The sequence below is a fragment of the Arthrobacter sp. 92 genome, assembly GCF_050260325.1.
Classification (GTDB): domain Bacteria; phylum Actinomycetota; class Actinomycetes; order Actinomycetales; family Micrococcaceae; genus Arthrobacter.
Genome location: NZ_CP189863.1, coordinates 178824 through 192239, shown reverse-complemented (window position 1 = coordinate 192239; position 13416 = coordinate 178824). Strand labels below are relative to the sequence as shown.

Here is a 13416-nt window from a genome sequence, read left to right as displayed (position 1 = left end):
GTTAGCGTTTGAGCATGAAGAGTGAAGATCGGCACCTCCTGATCGGGGAGCTGCTGAGGTACCGCAACGAGGTTACCGTCGACGAGTTGATGGCCGAGTGCGGCGCGTCCGGGGCCACGATCCGTCGCGATCTCGAGACATTGTCAGCCAATGGGGTATTGCGGCGGATCCATGGGGGCGCGAAGAGCCTGGTTCTGCGCGGTGAAAATCCGGGCTATGGTCAGCGCGAGCTCGAGCAGCAAGGCGCCAAGTCCCGGATCGCGGCGGCGGTGGCGGCGCTGCTGGCCGACCGGGAGCATGTGTGGCTGGACAGTGGAACCACCGCGACCGAGATTGCCCGTAAGCTGCGCCACCGGAATCTCACGGTGATGCCGATGTCGCTCCGCGCGGCGAATGTCCTGACAGCGGACAACCAGCCGGAGGGATATCAGCCTGCTCTGCTGCTTCCCGGCGGCAGCCTGATTCCCGGCGAACTCTCCTTGCGGGGTCCCCTGGCTGAGGCCAGCATCCGCACGCTCCGCTTCGACACCGCGGTGGTGACTCCATGTTCGGTGAGCCTCAAGGATGGACTGTTGGCACATGATCTCGAGGACGCCGCGGTGAAGCGCGCGGGCCTGGAGTCCGCCGGACGGGTGGTTTTGGCCTGCTCCGGATCCAAGTGGAACACCAGCGCCGTTGCACTCGTCGCGCCCATGCACGCCGTGGATGTCATCGTTACAGACCGGTCATTCAGCCCGGCGGAACTCGACCAGCTTGGACAAATCTCAGTGAAGGTAGTGAATGTATGAGCATCGCCGTATCCTCCCAAAAACTCAACGCGGCGGCCGCCGCCACGTTTCTGGTTTTCGGGGTCAATGGCCTGGTGTTCGCCAGTTGGGCAGCCCGCATCCCTGCCGTCACGGACATCCTTCACCTCACGTCGGGGCAGATGGGCACACTTCTGCTGTGCACAGCCATCGGCTCACTCCTTGCACTGCCCACTGCTGGAGGGGTGGTTGGCCGGATTGGAACGGCCAACACTTTGCGCGCCAGCGGGCTTCTGGCCGCGTTGGCCGGGATCGGTGTTGCCCTCTCGTTGACAGCTGAGTCGATTCCAGGAACAGCCGTGGCACTGTTTTTCTTCGGCGTGGGGATTGGCCTCTGGGATGTCTCCCAAAACATTGAAGGTGCCGACGTCGAGCACCGGCTCAAACGCACCATCATGCCCCAATTCCATGCCGCCTTCAGCGGTGGCGCCTTTGCCGGAGCGCTGATCGGCGCCGGTCTGTCCAACATGGGCGTGGGACTCCCCCTGCACCTACTGGTGATCGCCGGCGTCGTAGCGGTGTCAACCATGCTCGCCCCGCGATATTTCCTGCCGCACATCCCGGCAGAGGTGTCCGGCGACGGCGCCGCGCGGGCGCCCAGGGGACCGTCCGCGTGGCGCGATGGCCGCACCCTCCTGATCGGCGTGGTGGTTCTGGGGGCGACGCTGACCGAAGGGGCGGGCAATGACTGGATCGCCAAGGCTTCAGTGGATGGACTCGGCACCTCGGAGTCGTCGGGCGCCCTGTTATTCGCTGTCTTCGTGCTGGCCATGACTGCCATGCGTTTCTTTGGAGGAGCGGTGATCGACGTCTACGGCCGGGTGGCCGTGCTCCGGGCCAGCATGGCAGCGGCAGCCGCCGGCCTGGGGCTCTTTGTGTTTGCCGGAAACCTCTGGCTGGCTGGGGCCGGCGCGGCGCTTTGGGGCATCGGCGCCGCATTGGCCTTTCCGATGGGAATGTCCGCCGCAGCCGATGATCCCAGGCATGCCGCGGCAAGGGTTTCGGTGGTGTCCACCCTTGGATACATCTCATTCCTCGCGGGGCCGCCGCTGCTTGGCTACCTCGGAGACCTCACCGGGATACATCAGGCTCTGCTGGCCATCCTTGCGCCCATTCTGGTTGCGCTATTGCTCGCCGGTGCGGCTAAACCACTGCGCGTCCAATAGGACGCGGCGGTGACACGGCACGCCGGGCAGCCCCCGATGCGCGCCGGGAATCGCCTGTAGGGTGGGGAAATGCGAGGCATGCTGAGGAAGGGCCCGGGCTGGGTGGCAGGAATAGACCGTGCGCTCGTCCACAAGGTCTCACGCTTTCCCGGAGGCGGTCACGATGACCTGTTCCGCCGGCTCTCTGCCGCGGCCAACAATGGGAAACTGTGGTTTGGCATAGCCGGGGTCCTGGCGACGTTCCCGGGCAAGCCCAGGCGTGCGGCCCTCCACGGAGCCATAGCCCAGGGTGTGGCGTCGGCGGTGACGAACCTTGTGTTCAAGAAGCTCCTGCCCAGGGCGCGTCCGCTCCCCGAACATCTCCCCTTGTTCAGGTTCGTCAACCCGCAACCGACCAGTTCGTCCATGCCATCGGGCCACTCGGCGTCCGCGGTGGCATTCACGTTGGGCGCCGGTCTGGTTCAGCCGGTCCTCGGCGCGGCCGTGGCACCCTTGGCCGCCGGCGTGGCATATTCACGGGTGCACACCGGCGCCCACTGGCCCTCGGATGTCTTCTTCGGTTCCCTGATCGGCGCGGGAGCGGCCATGGTCACCAGGAAATGGTGGCCGGTCCGGCCGCCCTTTCCCGAAACAGCGCGCAGCCGGACCGACGCAGCGAAAGTGCCCGGCGGCGAGGGCCTGAGCATTATCGTGAACACGCTCGGTGGTTCCTACGCACCGGAAACCATCGGAGCCCTCCGCGAAGTATTCCCTTCGGCGTATATAAGGGAGATCAGCGAAGGCGAGGACATTGCCGCCGAGACTGAGGCGGCTGCCACCCGCCCCGGTGTGGTGGCACTCGGCGTGTGGGGCGGCGACGGCACCGTTGGCACCGCAGCTGCCACCGCCGTCGCGCATTCGTTGCCGTTGTTGGTACTTCCCGGCGGGACCCTTAACCACTTTGCCCGCGATGCGGGGACGTCAACGCTGGAGGCGGCGGTGGAGGCGGCGGCCAGGGGTGAGGCGGCCCTGGCTGACGTGGGCCACGTGACCGTGGCCCGCGGCCTGGCCGGAAATCCGGAGCGACTCGAACTCATCATGCTCAACACCGCGAGCATCGGCCTCTATCCCAACCTTGTCCGCCGGCGCGAGCAGCTGCAGCCGGCCCTGGGCAAACCGCTTGCAGGAGTGGTGGCAATGTTCAGGACCTTCGCCGCAGGAACAGCCACCACAATGCTGGTGGACGGCGTCCGCCACAAGCTGTGGATCATGTATGTGGGCCGGGGACGGTACTATCCGCGAGATCATGCCCCCTTGGTTCGCCCGGTGCTCGATGACGGCGTCCTGGACCTGAGGATGATCACGGCGGATGAATCCTTCGCGCGTGCCCGTCTGCTCTGGTCCGTTCTCACTGGAACCGTGGCAACATCCCGGATCACGCATCTTCGCGAAGAAACGCGGATCAAGGTGGACTCGGCCGGATCACCGCTGGTGCTCGCCGTGGATGGCGAGGTTATACCGGGGGTGCGGAGCGCGGAGTTCACCGTGATGAGGGACGCGCTCACGTACTACTCGCCTTCAGAAAACAGCTGACGCGGCCCGGGATGATGACCTCAAGCTACTCCTAGGTAGATTTCCAGCACATTGCATTGTTGCCTCGCGGAAAACTTTTATTCACTTTGAGTAGTCGCTCTTGTCGAATACGCTGTTTCTGGCCACGTCAAAATGTTCGACTGCACAGGAAGTGCAGGCGTGCCGCCGGTCTATGGTGAAACGACAATGTGGCCTGACGCACAGTTGACACCACCCAGCTCCTGATGCGACATCAGCCGCCACACACCATCAACGAAGGACGGCGCTCCCATGCACGCTGACCAGCAACTCTCGAAATCATTAAAACCGCGGCATCTTTCCATGATCGCCATTGCGGGCGTTATCGGCGCCGGCCTCTTTGTGGGTTCCGGCGCGGCAATCCAGCAGGCCGGTCCTGGCATCCTGATCGCTTATATGGCGGCGGGAATCGTGGTCATCCTGGTCATGCGGATGCTTGGCGAAATGGCCGCGGCAAACCCTGAGACAGGCTCATTCTCCACATATGCGGACAAGGCCTTGGGCCGTTGGGCCGGGTTCAGCATCGGTTGGCTGTATGCCTGGTTCTGGATCATCGTGCTGGGCATCGAAGCCACGGCCGGCGCGGCCATCATGCACCGCTGGGTGCCCGGCATCGACCAGTGGATCTGGGCGCTGGTGCTGATGGTACTGCTGACCCTCACCAACCTCGGCTCAGTGAAGTCCTACGGCGAGTTTGAATTCTGGTTCGCGTCCATCAAGGTCGCAGCGATTGCATTGTTCCTGCTCTTCGGCGCGGCAGCGATCCTGGGCCTCATCCCCGGCGTCCCGGCTCCGGGACTGAGCAACCTCGTCAACAACGGCGGGTTTATGCCCAACGGTCCGGGCGCGGTGCTCGCAGGCATCCTGGTGGTGGTGTTCTCCTTCTTCGGCGCGGAAATCGCCACAATCGCCGCCGGCGAGTCCGAGAACCCCGTGGACGCTGTCAAGAAGGCCGTAAAGTCCACCGTTTGGCGCATCCTTGTCTTCTACATCGGCTCCATCGCCATTGTGGTGACCCTGCTGCCGTGGAATTCCGCCTCTGTGGCCAAGAGCCCGTACGTGGCGGTCATTGAACTGTTCGGCATCCCGGGCGCCGGCACCATCATGGACATCGTTGTTCTGACGTCGGTCCTGTCGTGCCTCAACTCCGGTCTCTACACGGCCAGCCGCATGCTGTTCTCACTGTCCAGGCGCGGGGACGCGCCCCGGGCCTGGATGAATATTTCCAAGCGCGGCGTGCCCGCGGCGGCCGTTTTGGCGTCGACCGTCGTGGGGTTCGTGACCGTTGGCCTGAACTACGTTGCTCCGGACACGGTGTTCCTGTTCCTGGTCAACACCTCCGGCGCCATCGCCCTGTTCGTTTGGCTCGTCATCTCGGTCTCTCAGCTGATCCTGCGGCGCCGCATGGGTGCCGAAGCCAAGGAACTTGAACTGAAAATGTGGGCCTTCCCCTACCTGACATGGGTGGCCATCGTCAGCATCGTCGCCCTGCTGGTGGGCATGGTGATCCTGGAATCAACCCGGGAATCGCTGTTGCTGTCCCTCGCCCTGGGCGCCGTAGTGGTGGGCCTCGGAATGTGGCGCTACCGCAGGGGCAACCGAGTCCACGCCGGAGCCCACACGGCCGCAAGCATGGAAGACGAGGAGCCGGCGGTGGCCGCGAGCCCGGCGTCGTAATTCACCGGTGACTTCACCCGGCGCCAGATGACCGGGCAGTAGCAGCAAGGGAATCCGGTCACCGTCAGCGGTGGCCGGATTTCTCTCTCTCGAGGCTGGCGGACCTATCCAGGCTGCACGGCATCGAAGAAGCGCTGCGCCCCGGCGGCCGCGGAAGCGCTGTGAGCCCGGCCGCGGATAAAGGTGACGTCCTCCTCTGAAAGTTGGATTGCGCCGTGCTGGTCCAACAGCACAGGTTCGTCGATAACTTTCGCGACCCTCGCCGAGATCGTCCGGGGCAGGATCATGCATCCCGGATGGTCCATCAGCCACCCGCGCGTCGCGGGATCAAGCCGGTTCCACTGAGTTTTGAGGTCCATTGAGGGTCCGTTCCATAGGTTTCGTTCTAGCTACGTGGTTGCTTGTTGGAATATGCCCGGCTCACCCCGGAGCGGGGTTTAGCCGTGGCTGATCGGCAGTCGCTGGTGCTGCGTGGCGGCGGTCAAACACTCCGGAACCAACGCCCGGACCTCGAGCACCCCGTCTCTGTACGAGGCCTTGATATCCTCGTCCGTCAGGCCTTCCGGCAGGGGGACGTGGCAGGAGAAGGAGCCGTATTCGCTCCCTGCGGTGGGCGCGTCACCTTCCGCACTGGCCTCGTTTCCATGGCGTTCGGCTCGAATGTGAAGGACCCCCGCGGCCACGGACACTTCGATATCCCGCTCCGGGTCGGCACCGGGCATCTCCGCGCGCACCATAAGAACCCTGTCGACGACGGGCCGAACGCGGACGGCCGTGGGGCCGGTCGTGGTGTCAAAGACACGTTCGACGCCATCCGGGAGCTGGACCGGGGTCTTCCCTGACGCGCTTGTGGGCGCGGGCCACCGGGCCGATTCAAAGGGGGACCACTTCAGCAGACCGGACATAACTCTTTCTCCCAATTATTTTGCCGCGTCAGCGGCCGCGGCAGGCATCGATTCCTGTCAAGTAGATACCTATCCGCGTACGGGGAATAGGGACCAAAGTCCCCGTAACGCCACCTAATCCTCGGCCGCCCGGCCCGGCTTGGATACTTGGATTCGGGCCAGGTGCCGTTTTGCTCCCGGCTACGGGACTTTGGCCCCTTACCGCTGCCCACCAAGGCCCGGGATGATGGTTGGGACGTCCGGTCGGCTGCGGCGCCCGTGGAAGCACGGCGCCTGCAGACGGTGCACGTGTCCACTGGACGACCGGCAATTGGGAATCCGCCCGATCCAAGAAAATCACTGCGGGTGACCCACGTGGCAAACAGCCTTGGGTCAGCATCGGAAAGGAAGTAATGGCAGGTCAATTCGAACTCTTCATGGACGAGGAAGCGAACGTACGGTTCCGGATGATCGGACCCGACGGTGCGGTCCTCGCGGTCTCGGGGCAATATCCGGATACCCGCGCAGCTGCAGCTGGCGTCGAGGCGATGCGCGAATGCGCGGGTACCGGGCTGATCCGGAACCTTTGCCCCGGGGCGCAGGCCGCTGAGCGTGCGTCGCGCCCGACGGAACGAATGACCGGGGGGAGATTGAACGCTGCGCCAACAAACCCTGGGCAGCTAGGAGCATCGCAACTGGGTACCATGCGGGTGGGCATTACCCAGGGGGCCGCCGGGTCCGGAGGACTCGGCGCTGAGTCACAGCGGGGGCACTGGAAAGCTCAACACGCCGCATAGCCGCCCGGCGTTCCCTGGATATATGACGGCCCCCTCCGCAGCCTCACAACGAACCGCATCCCCAACACGGCCGGGGCCTCGAGTTCGACCTGTCAATGCTCATCAGCAGGCGGTCCGTGGTGAGGTTCCCTGGCGCCGGCGCGGCAGCCGCCACTTTGAACGCATGCACCTGACCATGACGGGAACCCGGCACCGTTAGACTCAGGGCCATGCCTTCACTCTCCACGGCCGCCGATCACATCCGCGATCTCGGTTCCTATGTCAGCGCCTCGCCGTCCAGCTTCCACGCGGTCGGTGAGGCCGCAATGCGGCTGGACCAGGCCGGTTTCACCGGTCTGGATGAGCTTGATGACTGGACTGACACGGCAGCTGCCGGCAAGTTCTACGTGGTTCGCGACGGCGCGCTCATCGCATGGGTGACCCCCGCCGGGGCCGGTCCCACCACGGGCTTCAACGTCCTGGGCGCCCATACCGATTCGCCGTCCTTCAAGCTCAAGCCAAAGCCGACCACCGGCAAGTTCGGCTGGCTTCAGGCCGGGGTTGAAGTCTACGGCGGTCCCCTGCTCAACTCCTGGCTTGACCGGGAGCTCAGACTCGCCGGGCGCCTCGTGATGCTGGACGGCACAGAGCACTTGACTGCCACCGGACCACTGTTGCGTTTCCCGCAGTTGGCCATCCACCTGGACCGCGCCGTCAACGAGGGCCTGGTGTTGGACAAGCAGCAGCACATGAATCCGGTGTTCGGGCTGGGCGATCCAAGCGGCGGCGATCTGCTGGCTCTCCTTGCCGGGATGGTCACCGGCGCGGAGGTTGACCCGGCGGAGATCGGCGGGTACGACGTCGTGATTGCGGACACGCAGCAGCCGGCGGTTTTCGGGGCCAAGGAGGAGTTTTTCGCCTCGGGGCGGTTGGACAACCTTTCCGCAACCCACGCCGGCCTCACCGCCCTGATCGGACACGCCGGTGCAGCGTTGGAGGGTGCTGGCGCACCGATCGCCGTGCTGGCGGCGTTCGATCACGAGGAGATCGGTTCCAACTCGCGTTCCGGCGCGTGCGGCCCGTTCCTTGAGGACATCCTGGTGCGTATCTCCGACCGCCTTGGGGCGTCGACGAGCCAGCGGCGCCAGGCCCTGGCGGCGTCGTTCTGCCTCTCTGCCGATGCCGGCCACGCCGTGCACCCCAACTACGCGGAGCGCCACGATCCCGCCAACCGTCCTGCCCTCAACGGCGGACCGTTGCTGAAGATCAACGCCAACCAGCGGTACGCCACCGACGGGCCCGGGGCGGCATTCTGGGCGCGGCTCTGCGGCGAGGCCGGGGTGCCGTACCAGGAGTTCGTGTCCAACAACGTGATCCCGTGCGGGTCCACGATCGGACCCCTGACGGCCACCCGGCTGGGAATCCGGACCGTGGACGTGGGCGTGCCGCTGCTGTCCATGCATTCGGCCCGAGAATTATGCGGCGTGGAGGATCCCTTCCGGCTGGCGAAGGTGACCGAACTGTTCTTCCGGACGGTGGCGTAAGGCCGGGCTCTGGCGCCGCCGGGGCCCGTTCCCGCAGAGCCGCTCATCGATCCACAAAGATGATGTGGATATCCACATAGTTGCCTCTTTGGCTCTCGCCGCGCTCTGGGCCTGAACCTAGTGTTTCAGGCATACGGAAGCCTCGCGGGCTCGACTGGAACATGTCAGCAGGGGTCTATGGCTCGATGCCGTTCGGTCGACTCAGTGCAGACACCTTGGATGTGCCCCCGCGTTGCACCTTGACGATGGAGCCCAAAATGAAGCTTGCACGAGCCTTTTCGCCCCGCCGGTTCATCCGGATGACGGTCCCCGCCGTTGTTGCTGCACTGCTCGTCTCGACGTTATCGGTTGCGGTTGATCCTGGCGTGCTCCCATCTGCCAGTGCCGCCACTGCGTGCACGGCCCCAATTGTGAGCAAAGTGGCCTGCGAAAATACGCTGCCCGGGAATCCGGCGTCGGAATGGCAGGTCGCAGGCGCGGGCAGCAGCACCATCCAGGGGTATGCCACAAGCATGAGCGCCAATATTGGCGACGCGGTGAAGTTCAAAATCAAGACCCCCTCCACGTCCTACCACATCGACGTGTACCGCCTGGGCTACTATCAGGGCGCAGGCGCGCGGAAGGTCGCGGCAAACGTCCTCCCGAGCGCCACGCTCCCGCAGAATCAGCCCGCCTGCTCCACGTTCTCCGATACCGGATTGATCGACTGCGGCAACTGGGGCGTTTCGGCCACCTGGCAGGTCCCCGCAACAGCTGTTTCCGGCGTTTACCTCGCCCGGCTCGTGAGGGACGACACCACAGGCGCGGCGAGCGTGATCCCGTTCGTGGTCCGTGACGATGCCGCCCACTCGGACGTGCTGTTCCAGACATCTGACACCACGTGGCAGGCCTATAACAGCTACGGCGGGAACAGCCTGTACACGTGCACCGTGGCCTGTCCGACGGGCACCCCGCTGGCTTACAAAGCCGCATACAAGGTCTCCTACAACAGGCCGTTTAACTCGGCGGCGGACGACCAGGGGAGAAGCTGGCTGATGTATGCGGAATATCCCATGATTCGCTTCATGGAGGCCAATGGTTATGACGTCAGCTACATGAGCGGCCTCGACGTGGCCACCAAGGCACCGTTGCTGCTGAACCACAAGGTGTTCACCTCTGTAGGACATGACGAATACTGGTCCGGCGACCAGCGGACCAATGTTGAGGCCGCGCGGGATGCCGGTGTGCACCTGGCCTTCTTCAGCGGAAACGAAGCCTTCTGGCGCACCCGCTGGGAACCCAGCGCCGACGGAACGAATACCTCGGGCCGCACGCTGGTGGCCTACAAGGACACCCACTTCAACGCCCCCACCGATCCCGTGTCATGGACAGGTACCTGGCGCGATCCTCGTTATGGCACTGCCACCGGAGGCGGAAACCCGGAGAACGCCCTGACGGGACAGTTCTTCATGGTTAATTCGGGCACCACCGACATCACCGTTCCCGCCAGCTTCAGTAAGCTGCGCCTCTGGCGCGGCACAACTATCGCCGGGCTGTCCCCTGGCGGTACGGCCACGCTGGGTGCTGGCTTGGGTACCCTCGGCTATGAGTGGGACAGTGATTCGGACAACGGTTTCAGACCTGCGGGGTCCTTTAAGTTGTCGCAAACGAACAGCACATCGGCGGAGGTCTTTACCGACTACGGCTCCAGCACCGCCAGCGGCCAGGCCGCAACCCACAACCTCACGATCTACAAGGCGCCAAGCGGCGCTTTGGTCTTCGGGGCCGGCACAGTGCAGTGGTCCTGGGGGCTGGACGGCTTCACTACCGGTAAGGCCGTGGACAAGAACATGCAGCAGGCCACGGTCAATCTCTTCGCCGATATGGGATCACAGCCGGCCACCATCATCTCTGGCCTGACCGCTGCCCAAGCTTCAACGGATACCACCCCGCCGACGTCGGCCATCACCTCCCCGACGGGGGGAGCCACCATTACCGATGGCACAGTGGTGACAGTCAGCGGCACCGCTGCCGACAACGGCGGAGTCGTTGCCGGCGTCGAGGTGTCGACCGACGGCGGCAAAACGTGGCGTCCTGCCACCGGAACCACAAACTGGACATTCAGTTGGAATGCCCACGGAAGTCCAACGTCCACCTTGCGGTCCCGCGCCGTTGACGACAGCGGGAACATTGAATCACCCGCGCCCGGTGCGGTCACAAACATTCCCTGCCCATGCTCACTGGTGGGCGTGCACACCGCCCCGGCGGCCCCGGATTCCGGCGATACGAATGGCGTTGAGGTCGGTGCGAAGTTCTACACGGACGTGGCTGGAACAATCAGCGCCGTTCGGTTCTACAAGGCGGCCAAGAACACCGGCACGCACATCGGAAACGTGTGGAGCATGTCCGGGCAACGCCTGGCCACCGCAACGTTCAGCGGTGAATCCTCCAGCGGCTGGCAGAGCGTAACCCTCTCTCCGGCCCTGGCGGTGACCGCCAACACCATGTACGTGGTCTCGTACTACGCGCCCGGCGGCCACTATTCCCAGGACTCGGCATTCTTCTATAACCACCCGTCGGCGCCCCCGGCCGGAAATGACAGTACGGACAGCGCACCTTTGCATTTCACCCGCAGCGTCCCGGGAGCTCCCAACGGTTTCTACCGCTACTCCGGCTCGTCCACCTTCCCCAACCAAATTTACGACGCGGAATACTACTGGGTGGACGCCGTCTTTAGCCCGTCGGCGCCGGCGGCGCCGGCTGTTTCGTCGGTGTCTCCGGTGAATGGGGCGACGGGTGTGGCGGTGTCGGTGAAGCCTGCTGCGACGTTCAATCAGTCGGTGACGGGCTCCTCGGTGGTGTTCACGCTCAAGGACAGCGGTGGTGCTGCGGTGGCGGGTGCGGTTTCGTATGATTCGGCGAGCAACACGGCGACGTTTACTCCGGGCAGTGCCCTGGCCTATGGGATCACGTACACGGCGACGGTCAGCGGTGCTGCGAACAGCACGGGGCAGGTGATGGCGGCGCCGTATTCGTGGGTGTTCACGACGGCCGCGGCGCCGGCGGCGCCGGCTGTTTCGTCGGTGTCTCCGGTGAATGGGGCGACGGGTGTGGCGGTGTCGGTGACGCCGGCTGCGACGTTCAATCAGTCGGTGACGGGCTCCTCGGTGGTGTTCACGCTCAAGGACAGCGGTGGTGCTGCGGTGGCGGGTGCGGTTTCGTATGATTCGGCGAGCAACACGGCGACGTTTACTCCGGGCAGTGCCCTGGCCTATGGGATCACGTACACGGCGACGGTCAGCGGTGCTGCGAACAGCACGGGGCAGGTGATGGCGGCGCCGTATTCGTGGGTGTTCACGACGGCCGCGGCGCCGGCGGCGCCGGCTGTGTCGTCGGTGTCTCCGGTGAATGGGGCGACGGGTGTGGCGGTGTCGGTGAAGCCTGCTGCGACGTTCAATCAGTCGGTGACGGGCTCCTCGGTGGTGTTCACGCTCAAGGACAGCGGTGGTGCTGCGGTGGCGGGTGCGGTTTCGTATGATTCGGCGAGCAACACGGCGACGTTTACTCCGGGCAGTGCCCTGGCCTATGGGATCACGTACACGGCGACGGTCAGCGGTGCTGCGAACAGCACGGGGCAGGTGATGGCGGCGCCGTATTCGTGGCTGTTCACCACGGCCGCGGCCGCGACCGGGTGCCCCTGCAGCGTGTTCAGCGCCACTTCGGTGCCTGCCACCGTGACGGTGAACGACTCCAATGCCGTGGAGCTGGGGATGAAGTTCCGTTCCGACGTGGCCGGGACCGTCACCGGGGTCCGGTTCTACAAGGGCAGCAGCAATACCGGCACCCATACGGGCCATTTGTGGTCCGCTTCCGGGACGTTGCTGGCTTCGGTGACGTTCTCGGGTGAAACCGCCTCCGGCTGGCAGCAGGCCTCCTTCTCCAGCCCGGTGTCCATCACTGCCAACACGACGTACGTGGTTTCGTACCAGGCGCCGAACGGGTTCTATTCCGCCAACGGCGGCTACTTCAGCAGTGCCGCGGACAACGCACCGCTGCATGGCCTGGCCAGCGGCACTGACGGGGCCAACGGTGTCTACAACTACGGCGCCACCGCATTCCCCACCAGCAGCTACAACAGCACCAACTACTGGGTCGACGTCGTCTTCGCCACGAACTCGAACGCGGCGCCGGCTGTGTCGTCGGTGTCTCCGGTGAATGGGGCGACGGGTGTGGCGGTGTCGGTGAAGCCTGCTGCGACGTTCAATCAGTCGGTGACGGGCTCCTCGGTGGTGTTCACGCTCAAGGACAGCAGTGGTGCTGCGGTGGCGGGTGCGGTTTCGTATGATTCGGCGAGCAACACGGCGACGTTTACTCCGGGCAGTGCCCTGGCCTATGGGATCACGTACACGGCGACGGTCAGCGGTGCTGCGAACAGCACGGGGCAGGTGATGGCGGCGCCGTATTCGTGGCTGTTCACCACGGCCGCGGCCGCGACCGGGTGCCCCTGCAGCGTGTTCAGCGCCACTTCGGTGCCTGCCACCGTGACGGTGAACGACTCCAATGCCGTGGAGCTGGGGATGAAGTTCCGTTCCGACGTGGCCGGGACCGTCACCGGGGTCCGGTTCTACAAGGGCAGCAGCAATACCGGCACCCATACGGGCCATTTGTGGTCCGCTTCCGGGACGTTGCTGGCTTCGGTGACGTTCTCGGGTGAAACCGCCTCCGGCTGGCAGCAGGCCTCCTTCTCCAGCCCGGTGTCCATCACTGCCAACACGACGTACGTGGTTTCGTACCAGGCGCCGAACGGGTTCTATTCCGCCAACGGCGGCTACTTCAGCAGTGCCGCGGACAACGCACCGCTGCATGGCCTGGCCAGCGGCACTGACGGGGCCAACGGTGTCTACAACTACGGCGCCACCGCATTCCCCACCAGCAGCTACAACAGCACCAACTACTGGGTCGACGTCATCTTCAACGGGGCATAGGCACACGCA

At 64.7% G+C, this 13416-nt stretch carries 8 protein-coding genes; 6 read left to right on the top strand and 2 right to left on the bottom strand.

From position 1 onward, the window contains the following. Positions 1-14: 14 nt before the first annotated feature. The 4 genes from ACP4XC_RS00910 (at position 15) to ACP4XC_RS00895 (ending at position 5239) form a co-directional block, all read left to right on the top strand. A complete protein-coding gene (locus tag ACP4XC_RS00910; protein ID WP_427173013.1) occupies positions 15-788 on the top strand; it encodes a DeoR/GlpR family DNA-binding transcription regulator in 774 nt (257 codons plus the stop codon). Then, on the top strand, positions 785-1972 hold the full coding sequence (locus tag ACP4XC_RS00905; RefSeq protein WP_427173012.1) for an MFS transporter: 1188 nt from the start codon (positions 785-787) through the stop codon (positions 1970-1972). Before ACP4XC_RS00910 ends, ACP4XC_RS00905 begins: the two co-directional genes overlap by 4 nt. A 69-nt stretch (positions 1973-2041) precedes the next feature. Then, the gene (locus ACP4XC_RS00900) at positions 2042-3544 is read left to right on the top strand and encodes a bifunctional phosphatase PAP2/diacylglycerol kinase family protein (RefSeq protein WP_427173011.1); all 1503 of its coding nucleotides are present in this window, start codon (positions 2042-2044) and stop codon (positions 3542-3544) included. 270 nt (positions 3545-3814) lie between these two features. Then, the gene (locus ACP4XC_RS00895; RefSeq protein WP_427173009.1) at positions 3815-5239 is read left to right on the top strand and encodes an amino acid permease; all 1425 of its coding nucleotides are present in this window, start codon (positions 3815-3817) and stop codon (positions 5237-5239) included. Between the two features lie 104 nt (positions 5240-5343). On the opposite strand, the gene ACP4XC_RS00890 is transcribed toward ACP4XC_RS00895, so the two are convergent. Together ACP4XC_RS00890 and ACP4XC_RS00885 are read right to left on the bottom strand one after the other, a co-directional pair. Continuing rightward, positions 5344-5598 (bottom strand): hypothetical protein, encoded by a 255-nt coding sequence (locus tag ACP4XC_RS00890; RefSeq protein ID WP_427173008.1) that lies wholly within the window; start codon positions 5596-5598, stop codon positions 5344-5346. A gap of 78 nt (positions 5599-5676) precedes the next feature. After that, on the bottom strand, positions 5677-6144 hold the full coding sequence (locus ACP4XC_RS00885; protein WP_427173007.1) for an Hsp20/alpha crystallin family protein: 468 nt from the start codon (positions 6142-6144) through the stop codon (positions 5677-5679). Positions 6145-7129: 985 nt separating this feature from the next. Here ACP4XC_RS00885 and ACP4XC_RS00880 point away from each other — a divergent pair. Next, the gene (locus ACP4XC_RS00880) at positions 7130-8443 is read left to right on the top strand and encodes a M18 family aminopeptidase (RefSeq protein ID WP_427173006.1); all 1314 of its coding nucleotides are present in this window, start codon (positions 7130-7132) and stop codon (positions 8441-8443) included. A 257-nt stretch (positions 8444-8700) separates the two neighbouring features. Next, complete coding sequence (locus ACP4XC_RS00875) at positions 8701-13407, top strand: DUF4082 domain-containing protein (RefSeq protein WP_427173005.1); 4707 nt, start codon at positions 8701-8703, stop codon at positions 13405-13407. Positions 13408-13416 lie beyond the last annotated feature (9 nt).

Bases quoted from the DNA above. Each gene is read 5' to 3' on its own strand.
- ACP4XC_RS00895 (WP_427173009.1), top strand. From the start codon at position 3,815: ATGCACGCTGACCAGCAACTCTCGAAATCATTAAAACCGCGGCATCTT.
- ACP4XC_RS00890 (WP_427173008.1), bottom strand. From the start codon at position 5,598: ATGGACCTCAAAACTCAGTGGAACCGGCTTGATCCCGCGACGCGCGGG.
- ACP4XC_RS00885 (WP_427173007.1), bottom strand. From the start codon at position 6,144: ATGTCCGGTCTGCTGAAGTGGTCCCCCTTTGAATCGGCCCGGTGGCCC.
- ACP4XC_RS00900 (WP_427173011.1), top strand. From the start codon at position 2,042: ATGCGAGGCATGCTGAGGAAGGGCCCGGGCTGGGTGGCAGGAATAGAC.
- ACP4XC_RS00875 (WP_427173005.1), top strand. From the start codon at position 8,701: ATGAAGCTTGCACGAGCCTTTTCGCCCCGCCGGTTCATCCGGATGACG.
- ACP4XC_RS00880 (WP_427173006.1), top strand. From the start codon at position 7,130: ATGCCTTCACTCTCCACGGCCGCCGATCACATCCGCGATCTCGGTTCC.
- ACP4XC_RS00910 (WP_427173013.1), top strand. From the start codon at position 15: ATGAAGAGTGAAGATCGGCACCTCCTGATCGGGGAGCTGCTGAGGTAC.
- ACP4XC_RS00905 (WP_427173012.1), top strand. From the start codon at position 785: ATGAGCATCGCCGTATCCTCCCAAAAACTCAACGCGGCGGCCGCCGCC.